This is a genomic window from Kribbella sp. CCNWLW201 (assembly GCF_037203805.1).
GTDB lineage: Bacteria > Actinomycetota > Actinomycetes > Propionibacteriales > Kribbellaceae > Kribbella.
The window spans coordinates 137,209-156,618 of record NZ_JBBCBQ010000014.1 but is presented as its reverse complement, the minus strand read 5'-3'; the positions used below and the strand labels follow the sequence as shown (position 1 = coordinate 156,618).

General features: G+C 68.3%; 21 protein-coding genes. 16 read left to right on the top strand and 5 right to left on the bottom strand.

All coding sequences use genetic code 11. The features are described 5' to 3' along the window. The first annotated feature begins 9 nt into the window (after positions 1–9). From V9K99_RS39140 to V9K99_RS39120, 5 genes are all read left to right on the top strand, one after another. Entirely contained in the window at positions 10–504 is a 495-nt protein-coding gene (locus V9K99_RS39140) for a hypothetical protein (RefSeq protein ID WP_337008374.1), read from the top strand. Positions 505–550: 46 nt separating this feature from the next. Further along, the gene (locus V9K99_RS39135) at positions 551–1,081 is read left to right on the top strand and encodes a sigma-70 family RNA polymerase sigma factor (protein ID WP_337008376.1); all 531 of its coding nucleotides are present in this window, start codon (positions 551–553) and stop codon (positions 1,079–1,081) included. Continuing rightward, the gene (locus V9K99_RS39130; RefSeq protein WP_337008378.1) at positions 1,078–1,761 is read left to right on the top strand and encodes an anti-sigma factor family protein; all 684 of its coding nucleotides are present in this window, start codon (positions 1,078–1,080) and stop codon (positions 1,759–1,761) included. The genes V9K99_RS39135 and V9K99_RS39130 overlap by 4 nt, the downstream gene beginning before the upstream one ends. 44 nt (positions 1,762–1,805) lie before the next feature. Next, positions 1,806–2,897 carry a threonine aldolase family protein gene (locus tag V9K99_RS39125; protein ID WP_337008380.1) on the top strand — a complete coding sequence of 364 codons (1,092 nt, stop codon included), beginning with the start codon at positions 1,806–1,808 and terminating at the stop codon, positions 2,895–2,897. Positions 2,898–3,088: 191 nt separating this feature from the next. Further along, complete coding sequence (locus V9K99_RS39120; protein ID WP_337008382.1) at positions 3,089–3,646, top strand: dihydrofolate reductase family protein; 558 nt, start codon at positions 3,089–3,091, stop codon at positions 3,644–3,646. Here the strand turns inward: V9K99_RS39120 and V9K99_RS39115 are convergent. Continuing rightward, a complete protein-coding gene (locus V9K99_RS39115) occupies positions 3,639–4,544 on the bottom strand; it encodes a M56 family metallopeptidase (RefSeq protein ID WP_337008384.1) in 906 nt (301 codons plus the stop codon). The genes V9K99_RS39120 and V9K99_RS39115 overlap by 8 nt on opposite strands. Beyond that, positions 4,541–4,927, bottom strand: a complete 387-nt coding sequence (locus tag V9K99_RS39110; protein ID WP_337008386.1) for a BlaI/MecI/CopY family transcriptional regulator — start codon at positions 4,925–4,927, stop codon at positions 4,541–4,543. Before V9K99_RS39110 ends, V9K99_RS39115 begins: the two co-directional genes overlap by 4 nt. Positions 4,928–5,011: 84 nt before the next feature. Here V9K99_RS39110 and V9K99_RS39105 point away from each other — a divergent pair, with 84 nt between their 5' ends. From V9K99_RS39105 to V9K99_RS39070, 8 genes are read left to right on the top strand one after another with little or no spacing between them, the layout of a single operon-like run. Further along, positions 5,012–6,424 carry a cytochrome ubiquinol oxidase subunit I gene (locus V9K99_RS39105; RefSeq protein WP_337008388.1) on the top strand — a complete coding sequence of 471 codons (1,413 nt, stop codon included), beginning with the start codon at positions 5,012–5,014 and terminating at the stop codon, positions 6,422–6,424. Between the two features lie 13 nt (positions 6,425–6,437). Then, complete coding sequence (gene cydB / locus V9K99_RS39100) at positions 6,438–7,436, top strand: cytochrome d ubiquinol oxidase subunit II (protein WP_337008390.1); 999 nt, start codon at positions 6,438–6,440, stop codon at positions 7,434–7,436. Beyond that, positions 7,433–9,058: a thiol reductant ABC exporter subunit CydD gene (gene cydD, locus V9K99_RS39095; protein ID WP_337008392.1), complete on the top strand. Its 1,626-nt coding sequence runs from the start codon at positions 7,433–7,435 to the stop codon at positions 9,056–9,058. The genes cydB and cydD overlap by 4 nt, the downstream gene beginning before the upstream one ends. Continuing rightward, a complete protein-coding gene (gene cydC / locus V9K99_RS39090; protein ID WP_337008394.1) occupies positions 9,055–10,701 on the top strand; it encodes a thiol reductant ABC exporter subunit CydC in 1,647 nt (548 codons plus the stop codon). The genes cydD and cydC overlap by 4 nt, the downstream gene beginning before the upstream one ends. A gap of 43 nt (positions 10,702–10,744) precedes the next feature. Then, entirely contained in the window at positions 10,745–11,917 is a 1,173-nt protein-coding gene (gene ftsY, locus V9K99_RS39085; RefSeq protein ID WP_337008396.1) for a signal recognition particle-docking protein FtsY, read from the top strand. 60 nt (positions 11,918–11,977) lie between these two features. Continuing rightward, a complete protein-coding gene (locus tag V9K99_RS39080) occupies positions 11,978–12,658 on the top strand; it encodes a hypothetical protein (protein WP_337008398.1) in 681 nt (226 codons plus the stop codon). A gap of 37 nt (positions 12,659–12,695) precedes the next feature. Continuing rightward, a complete protein-coding gene (locus V9K99_RS39075; RefSeq protein WP_337008400.1) occupies positions 12,696–13,103 on the top strand; it encodes a YciI family protein in 408 nt (135 codons plus the stop codon). Continuing rightward, on the top strand, positions 13,100–14,311 hold the full coding sequence (locus V9K99_RS39070; RefSeq protein ID WP_337008402.1) for an RNA polymerase sigma factor: 1,212 nt from the start codon (positions 13,100–13,102) through the stop codon (positions 14,309–14,311). The genes V9K99_RS39075 and V9K99_RS39070 overlap by 4 nt, the downstream gene beginning before the upstream one ends. Here V9K99_RS39070 and V9K99_RS39065 read toward each other — a convergent pair. After that, positions 14,283–15,242: an asparaginase gene (locus V9K99_RS39065; protein ID WP_337008404.1), complete on the bottom strand. Its 960-nt coding sequence runs from the start codon at positions 15,240–15,242 to the stop codon at positions 14,283–14,285. The two genes, V9K99_RS39070 and V9K99_RS39065, sit on opposite strands and share 29 nt — an antisense overlap. Positions 15,243–15,280: 38 nt before the next feature. Next, on the bottom strand, positions 15,281–15,856 hold the full coding sequence (locus V9K99_RS39060; RefSeq protein WP_337008406.1) for a helix-turn-helix domain-containing protein: 576 nt from the start codon (positions 15,854–15,856) through the stop codon (positions 15,281–15,283). A gap of 81 nt (positions 15,857–15,937) precedes the next feature. Here V9K99_RS39060 and V9K99_RS39055 point away from each other — a divergent pair, with 81 nt between their 5' ends. From V9K99_RS39055 to V9K99_RS39045, 3 genes are read left to right on the top strand one after another with little or no spacing between them, the layout of a single operon-like run. Beyond that, entirely contained in the window at positions 15,938–16,882 is a 945-nt protein-coding gene (locus V9K99_RS39055; RefSeq protein ID WP_337008408.1) for an NAD(P)/FAD-dependent oxidoreductase, read from the top strand. A gap of 26 nt (positions 16,883–16,908) precedes the next feature. Next, positions 16,909–17,361, top strand: a complete 453-nt coding sequence (locus V9K99_RS39050; RefSeq protein ID WP_337008410.1) for an RNA polymerase sigma factor — start codon at positions 16,909–16,911, stop codon at positions 17,359–17,361. Next, entirely contained in the window at positions 17,358–18,593 is a 1,236-nt protein-coding gene (locus V9K99_RS39045) for a hypothetical protein (protein WP_337008411.1), read from the top strand. The genes V9K99_RS39050 and V9K99_RS39045 overlap by 4 nt, the downstream gene beginning before the upstream one ends. Here V9K99_RS39045 and V9K99_RS39040 read toward each other — a convergent pair. Continuing rightward, positions 18,549–19,196, bottom strand: coding sequence for a TetR/AcrR family transcriptional regulator (locus V9K99_RS39040; RefSeq protein ID WP_337008413.1), 648 nt, complete (start codon positions 19,194–19,196; stop codon positions 18,549–18,551). The two genes, V9K99_RS39045 and V9K99_RS39040, sit on opposite strands and share 45 nt — an antisense overlap. Between the last annotated feature and the right edge of the window lie 214 nt (positions 19,197–19,410).

Sequence of the window (19,410 nt, the reverse complement as noted above, 5' to 3'; positions counted from 1 at the left end):
GGAACCATCATGAAGCGTCTGGGCATTGTCATCGGGGTGTTCGTGCTCGGTCTGGCCGGGTTGACGGCGTGCGGTGACGAGAGCGACACACCGGCGAGCGGGGGCACCGCGGCAAGCAGCGGCGCGAAGCTGGCCACCGCGGACGTCGGCGGCCTCGGCAAGGTCGTTGTCGATGGCAACGGACGGACGGTGTACATCTTCGACAAGGACACCTCCGGCAAGTCCAACTGCGAGGGCGACTGCCTGGCCAAGTGGCCGGTCGTGCCGGCCGGCGCAGGCACTCCGCAGCTCGACGGTATCGACGCGTCCCTGGTCGGCACGGTGACCCGCAGCGACGGCAGCAAGCAGCTGTCCATCGGCGGACTGCCGATCTACCTGTTCGCCCAGGACACCAAGGCCGGCGAGGCCAAGGGCCAGGCGGTCGGCGGAGTCTGGTGGGTCGTGGGCGCGGATGGCAAGAAGATCACCACGCAGCCGTCTGACAATGGCAATTCCGGCTACTGAGGCTTTCCCGATGTGGGCGCCCACCGTTACCGGTATCGTGCGGTCGGTGGGTGACTACCCGGGGCCGGAGGCCGCCGAAGCGCTTGTCCGATCCCTGTACGCCGAACACGGCCGCAGCTTGCTCGCGTATGCGACCAGGCTCACCGGAGACCGGGCTGCCGCGGAGGACGTCGTACAGGAGACGCTGGTTCGGGCGTGGAAGCATGCGGACGACCTGACCGAAGGCAAGGGGTCCGTGCGGGGTTGGCTGCTCACGGTGGCACGCAACATCGTCACCGACCGGGCCAGGGCGCGTGCTGTTCGGCCGGTCGAGGTGGCGGACGTGGTGGACCGGCCGCCGATCGAGGGAGACCACTCCGAGTCGGTGGTGAACACCATGGTGGTGCTGGACGCACTGGACAAGGTGTCACCTGAGCACCGCGACGTACTGGTGCAGCTGTACTACCGCGGCCGGTCTGTCAGCGAGGCCGCCCAGGAGCTGGGAGTCCCGCCAGGTACCGTGAAATCGAGATCGTATTACGCCCTCCGAGCCCTGCGCGCGGTGATGGCAGGACAAGAAGCGGAGGTGGCCCGATGACCGAGCACGATCGCTCGCAGCTAGGCGCCTACGCCCTTGGCGCGCTGGAGCCCGACGAGGTCCGTGAGGTCGACGAGCACCTGGCCACGTGCGCGGAGTGCCGTGCCGAGCTGGTGGAGCTCGAGGAGATGAAGGAGTTCCTCGGCGAAGTGCCGCCGGAGGCTTTCCTGGAGGGCCCGCCTCCTGATGGCGACCTCCTGCTGCAGCGCACGCTGCGCGAGGTGCGTACGGCGGCGGCGCCTGCTGCTGCGCCTCCCGCCAAACGGTCTCGGTGGCTGCTGGTTGCCGCTGCGGTCGTAGTGGTGGCCGGTGCGCTCGGTGGTGGTGTCCTGATCGGGCGCCAGAGCGCGGACCAGGGCGACACCCCAGTGGCCGGGACCAAGCACGTGGCGGCGACTGATTCGACCACTGGTACGCGGATGGCGACCACAGTGGAGCCGCGGGCCGGGTGGAGCTGGATCCAGGTCGAGATCGACGGTCTGAAGGCCGGAGCCGAGTGCGAGATGCTCGTGACCGACACGGCAGGCAAGACCTGGGTAGCGGGCACCTGGAAGGTGTCGGAGAAGTCAGCACGCGAAGGCAGTGAGTTCGGCGGTGGTGTGCTGGTCCCGATCGACAAGGTGAAGTCGGTGGAGATCAGGACGCTCCAGGGCCAGCATGTGGTGACCACCACGATCTGAAAGTCACTTGCTCTGCCGGTTGGCGGGCACGAGAGGATGGGGGAGTGGCTACTACCTCCGACGACCTCCGGGCCCGCCGAAAGGCCGCGTCCGACAACTGCGACCGCTGGCTGTCCGGCCGCCGGGTGCCGGTGCCGGACAGGTTGCGGCAGCTCACTGAGGCCGCCACTGAGGACAAGCCCGACATGTACGGCGACGGGGGTGACGTCACCGCGCTGGAGCAGGAGGTGGCCGAGCTCCTGGGCAAGCCGGCGGCTGTGTTCATGCCGACCGGCGTCATAGCCCAGCAGAGTGTCCTCCGGGTGTACGCCGACCGCGCGGGGACCAGCCGGGTCGCCGTACACGGGCTCTCACACCTCCTGGTCCACGAGCTGAACGCACTGGAGGAAGTGCACAGGCTACGGATCGAGCGGCTGACGTCGGAGCCGCGGCAGCCCCGGCCGGATGAGCTGGCCGCCATCCCGGGCAAGCTGGCCGCGGTGACGCTGGAGCTGCCGCTGCGGGACGCCGGGTTCGTGCTGCCGACGTGGGACGAGCTGGTGGTGTTCGCCGAGTCCTGTGCGGAGCGCGGCGTACCACTGCATCTCGACGGAGCTCGGTTGTGGGAAAGCACGCCGTACCTGGAGCACAGCCTCGCTGAGGTCGCCGCACTGGCTTCGAGCGTCTACGTCTCGTTCTACAAGGTGTTGGGTGGGCTGAGCGGTGCAGCGCTGGCCGGGCCGGAGGACGTGATCGCCGAGGTACGGCGTTGGCAGCGCAGGCTGGGCGGGAACCTCTTCACGCTGTTCCCGTACGCCGTCTCGGCACGCGAAGGGCTGCGGGACGTGCTGCCGCAGATGGGAGACCTGTACCAGCGGGCGGTGGAGCTCTCGATGGCCTTGCAGAGCGAGGGATTCCGGGTGTTCCCCGAGCCGCCGCACACCAACTCGTTCCGCGTCTACGCGCCCCGGGCGGCCGACGCGATCGAGCGAACGGCGGTGGAGCGTATGGAGGCGACGCGGGAGGCGATCTGCCAGCCGTGGCAGCAGGCCGACGTACCGGGCTGGTCGTGGGTGGAGCTGGTGGTGACTCCGAACACGTTGCGCTGGGAAGTGGACGAAGTGGCAAAAGCGTATGGGGAACTTCTGGAACATTGAGGGCGTAAGACTTTCAGTGAGGTTTGGTGTGGGGATACGGGGAGAGCAGTGCTGACGTTTGTCATCACCATGGTGGTTCTGCTGGTTCTGTCGGGGCTTGTGCTCCTGGCGGTCGCTCGGGGGGAAGGTAAGAACTTCCTGTAACGACCGGGGCGGTGGGGTGGGATAGGACTGCGGGGTACCGTGCCTGGATGAGACGGTTGATCTTCCAGGAATACGTGACGCTGGATGGGTACGCCGCCGATCTGGATGGCGGGCTGGAGTTCTTCGACACGATCGCCGAGCACGCTGACGCCGACAATCTCGAGTTGCTCGAGAACGTCGACACGATGCTGCTCGGGGCCGAGACGTACCGGCTGTTCGTCGCCTTCTGGCCGACCGAGGCGTCGGCCGACGAAGCGATCGCGCCGAAGCTCAACGCGCTGCGCCTGGTGGTCGTGTCGAGGACCCTCGACAGCGCGCCGTGGGGACCGTACGAGCCCGGTCTGGTCGTCCGCGACCTCGACCAGGTGCGCGAGCTGAAGGCCGAGGCCGGCAAGGACATCATCCTGTGGGGCAGCATCACGCTGTTCCACTCGCTGCTGCTCGCCGGACTCGTCGACGAGGTACAGCTGCGGGTCTGCCCGGTGCTGCTGGGTGCGGGGAAGAGTGCGTTCCCCAGTAGCGGCTCACCGGTCGACCTCGAGCTGATCGAGGCCCGGCCGTGGGCGAAGGGCGGCGTACTGCTGCGCTACCAGCCGGCTAGCTGACCGCGTCGACGATCGCCTTCACGATCGGTGCTGCGACGGTGATCGTCGGCAAGACGAGCAGTCCGACGGCAACGGCGTACGTCCCGGCTGAGAGCCACGGGTAGCGCGGCTCGGGGTCAGCGAGCCGCTGGACCCGCAGTACGGTGGCTGACTTGGCTGCGGCCAGTCCAGCCTCCGGAGCGGGTGCACCTGCGAGTGCGACCAGGGCACGGGCGAGTGGGCGAGGGCCGTTGCGGCGGCGGGCGTCGTCGTCCGCCAGCAGCTCTACCAGCGTGCGTGCCTGCTCCAACGCCACCTCACTGCGCACCCAACGCGGGAAAGCCTGGTGCAGTGCGGTGAACGCTTCCAGAACCAGGTCGTGCCGTGCGCGCAGGTGAGCCTGCTCATGCGCGAGTACGGCGTGCAGCTCGCTCTCGTCGAGTCTCTCGAGAGCTCCGACCGACACGACGACCCGGGCGCCACGCAGTGCGGGCAGACAGTAGGCGAGCGGCGTCTCCTCGGACAGCACCCGCAGACCGGGGATCAGACCGTCTGGTGTGGCCAGTACGTCGACCAGGTCGCGGTGCCGTTTGCGACGGGCCCGCGTACCGACTGCCACTCGTCCGGCAGCCCACAGGAGCTTGACCAGGACCAGTGCGGTCATGGCGAGGATCGCAGCCGCCAGGAGGTCCCTGATGGAGGACGGGTCGAAGCTGGGCTCACCCGGCTGGCCCGCGGTGGAGTAGGAGAGGGCTATGCCCGCGCCGAGTGCCGCCAGGACCGCGGCCAGGGCTATCGCTTGCCAGAGTGCTACAGCGGCCCGGGGGATCCGGTAGGGCCAGGCGGAGCGGGCCAGCAGCGCTGGTGCCGGTCCGGTCAGCACCAGTGCCAGTGCGGCGAGGAGGACCGGGGTGATCACCCCTCCCGCTCCTCCAACCGCGCGAGAGCCTCGCGCAGGAGTGCGGCTTCCTCATCGCTGACCTGGCCGACGAAGCGGACCAGGGCCTCGCGACGGTCGCCCGCGCGTTCGAGCGCATCGCGCATGAGGTCGGCGGCCAGCTCCTCGCGGGGCGCCGCGGCGCGGTAGCGCCAGGCCTTCCCGTCGCGCTCCCGCTCGGTCAGCTTCTTCTTGGCCAGCCGGTCCAGCACCGTCATCACGGTCGTGTAGGCGAGCTCCCGGGTGATCGACAACTGCTCGTGCACCTCGCGCACGGTCAGCGCGGCCGGTGCGGCCCAGAGCTGCTCCATCACCAGTCGCTCGAGGTCGCCCAGGGGCCTCGGTGCCTTCTCCTCACTCGCCACGTGACCAGTATAACTACACGTTGTAGTAGATCCGCGTTAGCATCTACTACGTATCGTCGTAGACAGCTGGGGAGGACCTGGCGCGTGGACACCCTGGATCTGGCCCGATGGCAGTTCGCCGTCACCACCGTGTACCACTTCTTCTTCGTCCCGGTGACGATCTCGCTGGTCGCGATCACCGCCGGGCTGCAGACGGCGTGGTACCGGACCGGCAAGGAGAAGTACCTGCGGCTGACCAAGTTCTACGGGAAGCTGTTCTTGATCAACATCGCGATGGGCGTGGTCACCGGCATCGTCCAGGAGTTCCAGTTCGGGATGAACTGGAGCGACTACTCGCGCTTCGTCGGTGACGTGTTCGGCGCCCCGCTGGCGCTGGAGGGGCTGCTCGCGTTCTTCCTCGAGTCGACCTTCATCGGGTTGTGGATGTTCGGCTGGGACCGGCTGCCCAAGCGCGTTCACCTGGCCTGCATCTGGATGGTGGTGCTGGGTACGCAACTGTCGGCGTACTTCATCCTGGCGGCCAACTCGTGGATGCAGAACCCGGTCGGCTTTCGCTACAACGCCGAGCGCGGCCGGGCGGAGCTGACCGACCTGTGGGCGGTGCTGACCAACAAGGTCGTGCTGGTCACCTACCCGCACACGATCTTCGCCGCGTTCATGGTGGGCGGCGCGTTCGTCGCCGGCGTGGCGATCTGGCACCTGGTACGACGGCCATCGGTGGACGCCGATGTCTTCCGTACGGCGCTCAAACTCGGCGCCGTGATCGTGATCGCGGCCGGGGCCGGGGTGGCGCTGAGCGGGGACCAGCAGGGCAAGGTGATGACCGAGGTGCAGCCGATGAAGATGGCCGCGGCCGAGGCGCTGTACGAGACGGAGAAGCCGGCGTCGTTCTCGGTCTTCACCGTGGGCACGCTGGACGGGTCGAAGGAGATCTTCTCGGTCAAGGTGCCGTATCTGCTGTCGTTCCTGGCGACCGGGCACTTCGACGGTGAGGTGCAGGGGATCAACTCGCTGCAGGAGGCGTACGAGCAGCTGTACGGGCCGGGGTCGTACAAGCCGAACATCCCGCTGACCTACTGGACCTTCCGGCTGATGATCGGGGTCGGGATGGCGTCCGCGGCGATCGCCCTGTGGTTGCTGTGGGCAACACGCCGGGGCCGGGCGCCGAACCGGCGGCTGGTCTGGCTGGCGGTCCCGTTGCCGCTGCTGCCGCTGGTGGCGAACTGCTTCGGCTGGATCTTCACCGAGACCGGGCGGCAGCCGTGGCTGGTGTTCGGACTGTTGCCGACGGCATCGGGTGTGTCACCGGGGACGACCAGCGCGGAGGTGATCACCTCGCTGGCCGGGTTCACCGTGCTGTACGGCGTACTGGCGGTGGTCGAGGTGAAGCTCCTGTTCCGGACCATCCGGGGCGGGCTGGCCGGGACGGACGCGGCGTCCGGGCACGACTCGCCGGATGACGCACCCGAAGACAAGCCGTTGTCGTTCGCGTACTGAGAGGGCTGGGGACATGGAACTCACGACGGTTTGGTTCCTCGCCATCGCGGGGTTGTGGATCGGGTACTTCGTGCTCGAGGGATTCGACTTCGGCGTCGGCATGCTGCTGCGCGTGCTCGGCCGGAACGAGCCCGAGCGGCGCGCGGTGATCACCACGATCGGGCCGGTCTGGGACGGCAACGAGGTGTGGCTGATCGTGGCCGGCGCCTCGACGTTCGCGGCGTTCCCGGAGTGGTACGCGACCTTGTTCAGCGGGTTCTACCTGCCGCTGTTCGCGATCCTGGTGACGCTGATCCTGCGCGGGGTGGCGCTGGAGTACCGCGGGAAGCGCGACGACCTGGCGTGGCGCGGGCGGATGGACACGTTGATCACGATCGGGTCGGCCGTGCCCGCGTTCCTGTGGGGACTGACCTTCGCGAACCTGGTCCGCGGCGTCCCGCTGGACGCGTCCTACGAGTACGTCGGGAACCTCGGCGACCTGCTGAGTCCCTTCGCTCTCCTTGGCGCCACCGCCTTCACCGCGGTCTTCGTTGCCCACGGAGCGATCTTCCTGGCCCTCCGCACGACCGACGACCTGCGGGTCCGCGCCAACCGGCTGGCTTCCTGGGCGGGGGTGGCCGCCGCCGTCCTGGTGGTCGCGTTCCTCTGGTGGGCCCAGGCGATTCGCGGCGACACCGCCTCGCTGATCGTCGCGGCCGGTGCCGTGGTCGCCTTCGCCGGCGGCTTGCTCGCGAACCGCGTTCGCCGCGAGGGCTGGGCCTTCGTCGGTACGGCGCTCGCGATCGGGCTGGCCGTGACGTCGCTGTTCGCCGCGATGTTCCCGGCCGTCATGCCGTCAACACTTGATCCCGGATCAACATTGACAACAGTTGATGCCGCGTCAACGCCATACACGTTGAAGATCTTGACGATCATTGCCGCGATCTTCACGCCGCTGGTGCTGCTGTACCAAGGGTGGACCTACTGGGTCTTCCGCAAGCGCGTCACGGTCGAGCCGGTTGCGGTCTCGTGAAGCCGCTCGATCCGCGGCTGCTGCGGAGGGCGCGAGCGGCCCGGACCTTTCTGGCCGCGTCGGTGCTGATCGGCGTCGCCAGCGGACTGTTGATCATCGTGCAGGCCGCCTTGCTGGCACGCGGCATCGCAGGCGTGGTGCTGCATGGTGACGCGGTTGCAGGTGTTGCCTGGGGGCTGGGCGCTGTGGTCGTGGGACGGGCACTGCTGGTGTGGGGGCAGGAGGTGGTGGCGCAGCGCGCGGCGGCCACGGTGAAGTCGACCTTGCGGCGCCAGGTGTTGGAGCACTCGCTGAAGCTGGGGCCCGTGTGGCTGAGTGGCGAACGCAGCAGTGCCCTGACGACCCTGCTGACCAAAGGACTCGACGACCTGGACCCGTACTTCGCCCGCTACCTGCCGCAGTTGGTGCTGGCAGCAACAGTCCCCGCCGGAGTGATCGGCTGGATGGCGACCGGCGACCTGATCGCGGCGGGGACTGTGCTGGTCACCCTGCCGCTGATCCCGATCTTCATGGCGTTGATCGGTTGGGCGACCCAGGCACACAGCAGACGTCGTCAGCACGCCCTGTCCGTCCTGGCGCACCACTTCGCAGACGTCGTCGCCGGACTGCCGACACTCAAGCTTTTCGGACGCGCCAAGGCGCAAGAGGCAGCCGTACGACGAGTGACGGATAAGCACCGGGTCGCGTCGATGAGCAGCCTGCGGTTGGCGTTCCTGTCGTCGCTGGCGCTGGAACTGCTGGCCAGCATCTCTGTGGCGCTGGTCGCGGTCGGAGTCGGGCTCCGGCTGGTCGAGGGCAAGCTCGGACTCGAGACGGCGCTGATGGTGCTGATCCTCGCGCCCGAGGCGTACCTCCCGCTGCGACAGGTCGGCATGCACTTCCACGCCAGCGCTGACGGCGTTGCCGCGAGCGAAGAGGTGTTCCGCGTCCTGGAGACACCATTACCCGAGCGAGGCGATCGCACCGACGTCCCGGACCTACGCGTGACGTCCCTGCACCTGTACGACGTGACAGTGCGGTACCCGGGTCGCGACGAGCCGGCACTGGACGGCTTCGACCTGGACCTCCGGCCGGGCGAGGTGGTCGCACTCGCTGGCCCGAGTGGTGCCGGTAAATCGACCGTGCTGGCAGTGCTGCTCGGATTCGTCGAGCCGGAGCGCGGTGTGGTGATTGCCCGCGGGAGTGCGGCCGACGAGTTCGACCCTGCGGTGTGGCGGCGGCAGTTCGCGTGGGTGCCGCAGCGGCCGGGGCTTCGCCTGGGCACGGTCGCGGACAACGTGCGGCTGGGTCGCCCGGACGCATCGGACGACGAGGTGCGGCTGGCGTTGATCGGAGCTGGCGCGAGCGAACTCGAGCCGGACAAGGCAGTGGGGGAGCAGGGCCAGTTGCTGTCGGGCGGTCAGCAACGCCGAGTAGCCCTGGCTCGCGCATTGATCACCGATGCGCCCGTGCTGCTGCTGGACGAGCCGACGGCTGGGTTGGACGCCGACGCCGAAGCCACAGTGATCGCCGGTCTGCGTGCCAGCGGTCGGACGGTGCTGATGATCGCCCACCGGCCCGCACTGATCGCGGCCGCAGACCGAACAGTCACCGTAGGCGCGAGAGAGCTGGTGAACGCATGAGCGCTGAGAGAGCTGTTGGCGGGGCAGCACTGTGGGCCCTCGTTCGGCCGCAGGGGCGGGTGTGGGGCCGGCTGGGGTTGGCGCTCCTGACTGGTGTACTCGCGGCGGGGTCGGCGGTCGCGTTGCTGGCTACCTCGGCCTGGTTGATCACCACTGCGGCGGCTCAGCCTCCGGTGTTGATCCTGATGGTGGCGATCGTGGCAGTGCGGGCGTTCGGCGTCGGCCGGGGCGTGTTCCGGTACGTCGAGCGGTTGGTCGGCCACGACGCGGCGTACCGAGTGCTGGGGGAGACCCGGGCACGCATCACCGGACGGCTGGAGAAGCTGGCACCGGGTGGCCTGACCTCAGGCCGCAAGGGCGACCTCCTGGCGCGGCTGGTGCTCGACGTCGACGCAGTACTCGACCTGTGGTTGCGCGTCCTGCTGCCGGTCGCAGTCGCAGCAGTGACAGCAACCGCAACCGTCGCCCTGGTGGCACTGCTGCTCCCCACAGCAGGCGCCGCCGTAGCACTGGCAGTCCTCGTCGCGTGCACCGTCGTACCGTGGCTGACTGCCCAGACAGCGGCCCGGGCTGAGCGGAAGATCGCCGGCACGCGTGGCGAGGTGGCGGCCGCAGCAACCGAGACCCTGCTCACCGCAGGAGACGTGGTCGCCTTCAACGCAGTCGACGACGTACTCAACTCCTTCAGCGCCAGTGACGCGAAGCTGGCCAAGGCGGAGCGACGCTCGGCCTGGAGCGCAGGGCTCGGCAGTGCGTTGCTGATGCTGTGCGTCGGCGGTGCGAGCGTGGCCGGGCTGGTGCTCGGCAGCACTGCGAACACAACCGGCGCGGTGTTCGCCGTACTCGTCCTGACCCCGCTCGCGCTCGCCGACGTACTCGGAGGCATCCCAGCCGCCGCGCAACTCGCCATTCGCGTGCGGGCGTCACTCGGCCGAGTGCAGGAGCTCCTGGACAGTCCCGAGCCCGTGACTGAGCCTGCGAACCCGCTGCCGTTGCCAGCAGGGCGTGACCTGGCGGTCAAGCTGTTGAAGGTCGGGTACGGCGAGGACGACGTACTGGATGGGTTGAGTCTGGACATGCCGGCTGGGAGCCGGGTGGTCATCACTGGCCCGAGTGGTTCGGGCAAGAGCACGTTGGCGGCAGTGCTGCTGCGGTTCCTGGAGCCCCGAGCCGGTGAGGTACGGCTGGACGGTGTGGACCTGGCCAGGCTTGAGGGCGATCAGGTGCGGTCTGTGGTCGGGCTGCTGACGCAGGAGAGCCATGTGTTCGACACGAGCATCCGGGAGAACCTCCTGCTCGCCAAGCCCGGTGCGAGCGATCTGAGGCTGTGGAAGGCGCTGTACCGGGCTCGACTCGGAGTGTTCGTCGAGAAGCTGCCGGACGGGCTCGACACGATGGTGGGCGAGCACGGTGCGCGTCTGTCGGGCGGTGAGCGCCAGCGGCTCGCGTTCGCTCGGCTGCTGCTCGCCGATCGCGACGTACTCGTGCTCGACGAGCCGACCGAGCACTTGGACGAGGAGACCGGCCGGGCACTGCTCGAGGACCTGTTCGCCGCGGCAGGCCGCCGTACTGTGGTCCTGCTCACCCACCGGCCCGAGTTGGTTCCTCCTCACGTACCGCGACAGTTGGTGCGCCTGACGTGACGAATGCGGGTAGCGGGCTGGGTGTCTGTCAAGATGGGGAACCGTGTTGACTCCCCAGCTTGCCGACTCCGTCCTGATCGCCATCATCGTGGCCGCTGTCGTCCTGGTCGCCGGCTCGGCCGGCCTGGTCGTGACCCGGCGCCGCAAGGCCCAGCTGCCGTCGCGCACCCAGCCGGCGCCGCTGGACACCGCGGAGCCGCAGGTCGGCGACGACGCGGAGGAGCCGCGCGACACGCCGACCCGGACGCTGGAGGACACTGAGCTCCCCGAGGCGCCGGTTGCGACGATCGAGAAGCCTGAATCGGCGCAGGGCCGGCTGGTCCGGCTGCGTGCGCGGCTGGCCCGGTCGCAGGGCTCGCTGGGCAAGGGACTGCTCGCGCTGCTGTCGCGCGACAAGCTGGACGAAGAGGCGTGGGAGGACATCGAGACCACCCTCATCACCGCTGACGTGGGTGTGACGCCCACCCAGGAGCTGGTCGAGCGGCTGCGGACGCGGATCCGCGTCGAGGGCGTCGGCGGCGAGCAGGCCCGGCAGATCCTGCGCGAGGAGCTGATCGAGCTGGTCAACCCGTCACTGGACCGCTCGCTCAAGGTGAGCCGCAAGGACGGTCAGCCTGCTGTCGTCCTGGTGGTCGGGGTGAACGGCACCGGCAAGACGACCACAGTGGGCAAGCTGGCCCGTGTTCTGGTCGCCGAGGACAAGCACGTCGTACTGGGTGCGGCGGACACGTTCCGGGCCGCCGCCGCGGACCAGCTGCAGACGTGGGGCGAGCGGGTCGGTGTGCGGACTGTGCGCGGGCCTGAGGGCGGCGACCCGGCCAGCATCGCGTTCGACTCGGTCAAGCAGGGCATCGAGGAGGAGGCGGACGTCGTACTCGTCGACACCGCCGGACGGCTGCACACCAAGACCGGCCTGATGGACGAGCTCGGCAAGGTGAAGCGGGTGATCGAGAAGTCCGCGGAGGTGGGCGAGGTGCTGCTCGTCATCGACGCCACCACTGGCCAGAACGGCCTCACCCAGGCCCGCGTGTTCGCCGAGGTCATCAACGTCACCGGCCTGGTCCTGACCAAGCTCGACGGTACGGCGAAGGGCGGCATCGTGATCGCGGTCCAGCGCGAGCTCGGCGTACCGGTCAAGCTCGTCGGCCTGGGCGAGGGCCCGGACGACCTGGCCCCCTTCGACCCCGAACAGTTCGTCGACGCCCTGCTCGACTGAGCTTCAGCCTCGCCACCGCGCCGAGTCCGCGGGCACTATGAGGGTGGCGAGGGGGTTGGTATGGCGTCGTTCGGCGGACGGCCGGCTGTCTGGGTCGGTGCTGGGCTTGGGGTGGTGCTCGGAGGCGGACTGGTCGTCGGCTTCGTTCTCATGGCTGGTGGTATGAACCCCGGCTTGGCCGGCCTGATCGTCGTACTCACTGCGCTCTTTGCGTGGCGGCCACTCATGTCCCCGGATACCGGCGGTGTGAAACGCGGATTCGCACTCGGTACCGCGGTGGGCTTGACGGTCCTGAGCATCACGGCGGCGGTGTACACGGTGACCATCGGCACCGACCAGGACGAGGACCCGGCAGCGCTGGAGGCGCGGCTGCGGCAGATCTCGTCGGCCGGCAACCTGCAGGTCTGGTACCTCGGCTCGTCGTACAACGGCTGGGATCTGTCACACGTAGGCGTGATGCAGGACGGCAGTGAGATGGAAGGCGACACCGTCCTCGACCCCGGCCAGTATCTGTTCATCATGTACGGCGAGTACGACGAGATATGCTCGGACGTCGGGTGCGGTTCGGCGATCGAGGTCATCGTCCGCAGAGTCGGTTCGACCGCCAAGGTCACCGTGTGCCTGGACGGCGCGGCCGGGGACGACAGGTTGCGCGAGGCTGCCGACGCGCTGCGCCCACTCGAACCCACCGACCCTGCGCCGAAGGCGACCGCGCAGCTCAGGCGTTGTTTCGGCGGCTGAGCGGATGCGCCAAGATGGGGCCGGAGGAGGAGATGAGATGACCCGGTTCTTGCTGCTGGTGAACATGGATGGCGGGAACGTCGACACTCCGATGCTGGAGTGGGACGAGGCGGACATGAAGGCCCATATGCAGTTCCTGAACGATCACCTGGAGCGGTTGCGGGAGAGCGGCGAGCTGGTGGAAGCCCAGGCGCTGACGTGGCCCAAGCACGCCAAGGTGGTTCGTGCGGCGGACGTGAGCGCGCCGGTGGTGACCGACGGTCCGTACGCCGAGTCCAAGGAGATCCTGGCCGGCTACCAGATGGTCGACGTCGAGTCGGAGGAGCGGGCACTGGAGATCGCCGCGGAGCTGTCCTCGGCGCCCGGCCCGGGTGGCGTGCCGATCGAGCAGCCGATCGAGGTCCGCCGGCTGATGGACGCGGATACCGACCTCTACGACGTGTGACCGGCCACGCCATCGAGGACCTGCTGCGTGAGCTCACGCCGCAGGTCCTCGGCGCGGTCGTCCGGTGGTCCGGCGACTTCGCGGCGGCCGAGGACGCCGTCCAGGAGGCACTCCTGGCCGCCGCGACCACGTGGCCTCGGGACGGCACGCCGGACAAACCGAAAGCGTGGTTGATCCAGACCGCGTCGCGACGCCTGATCGACGAGGTCCGGCAGGAGCAGGCCCGGCGCCGGCGCGAGGAGCGGGCCGCACTGCGCGACGTGCCGCCCGAGGACGTCGAAGAGCAGGACGACACGCTGCGTCTGCTGTTCCTCTGCTGTCATCCGACGCTCACACCGGCCTCCGCGATCGCGTTGACGCTGCGTGCCGTCGGCGGTCTCACCACCGCCGAGATCGCGACCGCCTACCTGGTGCCTGAGGCGACGATGGCGCAGCGGATCAGCCGGGCGAAGCAGCGGATCAAGGGTCAGTCCTTCGAGCTGGACGCCAGTGAGGAGCGGCTGCGCAACGTGCTGCACGTCCTCTACCTGATGTTCAACGAGGGCTACACGACGAGTAGCGGTCCAGAGCTGCACCGAAGCGACCTGTCCGGTGAAGCCATCCGTCTGACCCGCACTGTGCACGCACTGCTGCCTGACAACGGCCAGGTGACCGGACTGCTCGCATTGATGCTGCTCAACGACGCACGCCGTGCAGCACGTACTGGCAAGGCGGGAGAGCTGATCCCACTGGCCGAGCAGGACCGCACGCTGTGGAACAAGGACTACATCACCGAAGGCCTCGCCCTGGCCGTAGAAGCCTTCGGTACGCCGCCACTGGGCGAGTACCAACTGCAAGCCGCCATAGCCGCGCTGCACGACGAGGTGGACCGCCCCGAGGACACGGACTGGCCGCAGATCCTCGCACTGTACGACCTGCTGGAGAACCTGTCCGGCAACCCCATGGTGAAGCTCAACCGAGCCATCGCAGCAGCCATGGTGGAAGGCCCTGACGCCGGTCTGAAGCTCCTGGAGCCGTTGGACAACGAGCTAGCGGGTCACCACCGCCTGGACGCCGTACGCGGGCACCTTTACGAGATGCGCGGCGACACCGAGCTCGCCGCACACCACTTCCGCGAGGCAGCCCGTCGTACGACGAGTAAGCCGGAACAGGACTACCTGGCCACCAAGGCCGCAGCTGTCACTGGTACTGCGCGAAAGCCGCAATGATGTCGTCATCCGTTGCCAACAGCAACCGCAGCAGCACCCGCGCCTTGTAGGGGTCCAGGAACCCGCCGTCGATCAGCCCACGCTGTAGCAGGTCGGACTCCGACCCCACTGACGTGTACGTGTTCCGCAGTACCGACCCGCCACCAGTCCGCGACGTCAGCACGACAGGCATCACCGCAGCCAGCTCACCCAGGACAGGAGCGAGTGCCGACGGCACGTGCCCCACACCGAACCCTGCAACCACCAGACCCTGGTGAGTGTCCGCCAACCCCTTCAGTAGAAGGCCATCGTCGTCCATCGTCACCGTGTACAGCGCCACCCGGGTCGCATCGAGCTCAGCCGGCTCAGCCCTTCCCTGTACGCCGTCCAGCCGCAGCGGACGCGTGAGGACGCGCACCCGATCCTCGACCACGTGGCCGATCGGACCGGTGTTGGGAGACACGAAGGTCGCCGTACTCGTGCTGTGCGTCTTGCGCACCCACCGGGCCGCGTGGATCTCCTCCTTGAACACGACCAGTGCACCGAGGTCACGGGCCGCAGGGGAGCAGGCAACGCGTACGGCGGCCAAGAGGTTCGCTGGACCGTCAGGACCGGCCAGAGTCGGGTTACGCATCGCACCGGTGAGGACGAACGGCTGCGGGTGCGGCCACACCTGGTCGACGAGGAAGGCGGTCTCCTCGAGGTTGTCGGTCCCCTGCGTGACCACGACGCCAGTGGCGCCGTCCGCAACGACCTTCGACGCGGCATCGACAACGTCGAGCATCTTCGCGGCGGTCAGGTTGGCGCTGGGGACCTTCTCGATGTCCTGGATCTCGACAGCGTGGCCGACCTCGGCCAGCCCGGGTACGGCCGCGGTGAGGTCGTCACCGGTTAGCCGGTGGTTACCGGCCATCGAGATGGTGCCGCCCAGCGTGAACAGCGCGATGCTCACAACAGTTCCTCCACAGTCCGGGATCGAACTGGCGAAGGCTACCGGGTCCGAGCGCGCACGTGCATCCGTTCGCCCTGCGGGCCGTACAGGCACAGCATCTCGGCCGCTCCGGGCCCCGGGTTGCTGAACCAGTGCGGCACCCGGGTGTCAAACTCCGCGGCCTCGCCCTCGGACAGCACGAAGTCCTTGTCGCCGAGCACCAGCCGGATCCGCCCAGACAGCACGTAGAACCAGTCGTAGCCCTCGTGCGTCTTCTGCGACACCTCACCACCCGGCCAGCCCTCCGGCACGATCTGCTTGAACGCCTGCAACCCACCTGGCCGCCGGGACAGCGGAATGTGCACCACACCGTGATGCTTGATCGGCTTCGCGTGGATTCGCGGATCACCTGTCGGTGGCGCGTCCACCAGCTCGTCCAGCTGCACCTGGTGCGCCCGGGCCAGCGGCAGCAGCAGCTCCAGCGTCGGGCGGCGCTGGCCGGACTCGAGCCGGGACAGCGTGCTCACCGAGATCCCGGTGGACTCGGACAGCTGGGCGAGCGTCGTCTTCCGCTCGGCCCGCAGTCTCCGCAGCCGCGGGCCGACTGCCTCGAGGACGTCGTCGAAGGTCTCCATGTTTGCCAGTATGGCAACAAATGTTGTCGAAAACGAAAACCATCGCGGATCCTCGAGGCACCGAACGAAGGAGTCCGAGAGATGAAGAAGTACGACGTGATCGTGATCGGCGGGGGAGCCGCAGGGCTGAGTGGTGCGCTGGCGTTGGTGCGTTCGCGCCGGTCGGTGCTGGTCGTCGATGACGGTACGCCGCGCAACGCGCCGGCCGAGGGAGTCCACAACTACTTGACCCGCGACGGCGTTCCGCCGGCTGAGCTGTACGCGATTGGCCGCCAAGAGGTCGCGGGGTACGGCGGTGAGTTCGCGAGCGGGACCGTGACCGCAGTCCGCCGGGACGAACTGTTCACAGTCGAGCTTGCTGACGGTACGACGTACCAGGGCCGGCGGCTGCTCGTCACGACAGGGTTGACCGACGTGCTGCCCGACGTACCTGGACTGGCCGAGCGGTGGGGGCGTGACGTGCTGCACTGCCCGTACTGCCATGGGTGGGAGGTGCGGGACCAGGCGATCGGCGTTCTGGGAGTCAGTGGGATGGCGACGTTCCAGGCGCTGCTGTTCCGGCAGTTGAGTGACGACGTCACGCTGTTCCTGCACACTGCACCGGAGCCGACCGATGAGCAGTGGGAGCAGCTCGCAGCTCGCGGAATCTCTGTAGTACAAGGGAAAGTCGAGCAGCTCGAAGTGGAGAACGACAAGCTGACCGGTGTCCGGTTGGAAGGCGGCAGAGTCATCCCGCGGCAGGCACTGGCGATCCAGACCAGCATGCGCGCCCGTGCGGGCTTCCTGGTCGACCTGGGTCTCGAGACGGTCGAGCAGGAGATGGCCGGCCTGGTGATGGGCACTGTCATCGCGGCCGATCCGACCGGTGCCACCGCCGTACCTGGCGTCTTCGTGGCAGGCAACGTGACCGACGCCCGCGCCACGGTCATGCCTGCCGCTGCGGCCGGCCTGCTGGCGGCCGGAGGTATCAATGCCGACCTGATCCAGGAAGAGACCCGTCTGGCGGTGGCCGCGCGCAGTAGTTGAGGAGTTGAATAGAGGCGGGAGGGTGGATGCAGGAATCGGTCGACCCGGACTTCGCCTCGTATGTCGACGCGCGGCAGGGCAGATGGCTCCGTACGGCGTATCTCGTGTACGGCGATCTGGAGCGCGCTGAGGAAGCACTGCTGCACGCCTTCACCCGGCTGGCATTGCGCTGGACCAAGGTGGACGACCCGGACGCGTTCGTCCAACGGCTGCTCTACCAACCGGTTCTGGTGCGGTGGAACCGGGTGAAGGCGTTCCCGGACGAGGACGACCCGGTGAAGCGCGCACTGGCCGAGCTGACTCCCACACAGCGCGCCGTGTTCGTGCTGCTGCACCTTGAGGAACTCACCGAGTTCGAGGTGGCCGACGTACTCAATCTGTCCCACACAACCGTGCACGGACACGGCCTCACCGCCTTCAGTCGCTTCCGTACGGCGCTCGGCGCTGGTGACTGGCGTGACGCGGGAGAACCGCGATGAGGCGCGAGGACATACAGCCGCTTCTGTACCAGGCCGGCGACCGCCTGCCCGAGCCGGACCTGGCTGACACGGCCTGGGCCGCCGGAGTGGAAACCAGGCGCCGCCAGCGCCGCAACGTCATGATCGGCTTGCTGGTCATCTTCGTCATCGCTGTGGTCACTGCGATCGGAGCGGGAGTCAGTGGGAGCAGGAACTCCGAACTGGTCCCACCACCGACCACACCGACGCTCCCACCCGGCTACGTCCCACCGGCCGGGCAGATCGCAGGGATCGACTACTGGGTCGCACCACCGGCCGGCAGCGAGCGCTTCCTCGACCGGATCTACACACCGCTCGGCGACCGCCTGAGGCTGCCGGACGACCCAGAGCCACTGACCGAGCATCCGATCGACAACCTGGCCGCCGTGGTGCTCGAGGAGCGCGGCGGCCGGTACGACGCGCTTCTGCTCGGAGCCGACTCCAGCTGGGCGCGTGCTGACGTTCAGTTGGCCCCGATCAGCAACGGGTCACCACTGAGCTCGGGAGCGATCTCGCCCGACGGCCGGACCGTTGCCTTCCCGCAGCCCGGCGAACTGGTCACGCTCGACGTCGTGACCGCGGAGGTGGCCCGCTACCCGTTGCCGGTGCAGGACATCCGCAGCGTGGCCTGGACGCCGGACGCTCAGCGTGTACTGGTGAGCGGACCCGGCAAGGCCTACCGCGTGCTCGTGCGCGAGGGTGACTTCGGCGAGAAGGCCGTGGTCGCGATTCCCCCGTCCTTGAACCCCGCATCGATCACAGCGCCGTTCCGGATCGAAAGCAACGCCGTACTGCGGTACTTGTCCACCGGCCACTGGACGGTGGACAGCGAGCTGCAGCTGCCGGTGCGGACCTGGGTAGGCCAGACGTTCTCGACGTACACCATGACGGCCCGGCTGTTCGTCGCGAACGACCTCCAGCAGGTGCCGACCAAGAACTCTCAGCCACAGGTAGTAGCGGCCATCTCCACCCTGCGTGCACTGCCGAGCAGTCTGCTGGTGCTGGGGGAGACGGACCGCAGCACACCGGCGATGGACCCGCAGTACCTCCGGGAGCCCGGCTGCTGCGCCGTACTGGGCTGGTACGACGACTACAAGCCGCTGATCCAGGTGCGTGGCTGGGTGCTCGCCTGGGACGTCCGCAGCGGCAAGGTGGAGCGCGTCACCGAGCTAGCCGTGGACGGTGTCGCCCTCGGTCCGGGTGTCCGTTCCTGAGCTCCCCTCCTCGGTGATCGAGAGCATGGTGAACCTCACCAGGCGGTCGGCGTCCTCCGGTGCGGGCATCGGCTCACCGGTCAGGGCGCGGACGACGAACACGCCGGCCAGCCACTGCACCATCAGCACCGGGTCCACGGTGCGCCGGATCGGTTCACCCCGGGCCCGGGCCCGGTCCAGTGCCTCCCGGGTCAGCTGGATCCGCCTGTCCAGGAAGGCGCGGTAGATCGCGGCGGACCGCTCGTCGCGGTTCGCCTCCGATACCGCCAGGCGGATCAGTGCCAGCCCCTCTTTGCTGTTCACGAACGTCAGAGCATCGGTGTAGACCTGGCGCAGGTCGCCCTCGATCGACCCTGTGTCGGCATCCGGGATCTCGATGTCGAACAGGTCGGCCATGGCGTCGTTGGCCAGTTGCTCCTTGCTCGCCCAGCGCCGGTAGATCGTCGCTTTGCCGACCCCAGCGGCCTCGGCGACGTCGTCCACCGTCATTCCGTCGAATCCCCGCTCCAGCAGCAGCTGGACGGCGGTCCTGCGGATCCTCGGCTCCGCATCCGGGTCCCGTGGCCTGCCGCGGCGTGGCCTCACCCCGTGGTTCGTCCCCATTTCGCGTTCCCCAGCTCGGACGGGTGCAGTGGCGCGGCTGCGGGCCCGTGTGGTCCAGGCCAGAGTGCCACACCTTTGCCGATGTCACGCCGATGTCACCTGAACGCCCTGTTTGTCACATGCCTGAAACAAACGGACCGATCGGCTGAAACGGCGCGCCGACACCGTGTCCGTTGTGGCTGAGCGCGGGCTCCCCGGCGTTGTGGAGTTCTCC